General features: G+C 63.4%; 1 pseudogene. It reads right to left on the bottom strand.

The features are described 5' to 3' along the window. Positions 1–62 precede the first annotated feature (62 nt). Positions 63–287: pseudogene (locus tag KVS69_RS19355) on the bottom strand (hypothetical protein); the annotation flags it as partial.

Below are 287 nucleotides of genomic sequence, written 5' to 3'. Positions count from 1 at the left end.
TTCAGCACGTTGTTGGCGGCATCGATGGAAAGCTGGGTGATGTACCAGTGCAGCTTGGCGGTCTAGCCGTTGAGCGAATCACAGGCGCCGGGCTGTCCGCTGGGTGCACCAATCACCACCGAGAAGCCGGTGTCACCCGCCGTGGCGCCAGCGGTGGACAGTTCCGACTTGGAGATCTGCGGCAACGTGACCACGAAGCTGCCGGCCACGCCGTTGGTACCCTGCCCACCCGTTACGTTGCACGTCGCGTCCAGGATGGTGCCATTGAAGGTGATGGTCTCGGCAGC

Origin of the sequence: Stenotrophomonas sp. GbtcB23 (genome assembly GCF_019091045.1) — a bacterium.
Classification (GTDB): Bacteria; Pseudomonadota; Gammaproteobacteria; order Xanthomonadales; family Xanthomonadaceae; genus Stenotrophomonas; species Stenotrophomonas rhizophila_A.
This window is presented reverse-complemented; position numbering and strand designations above follow the sequence as displayed.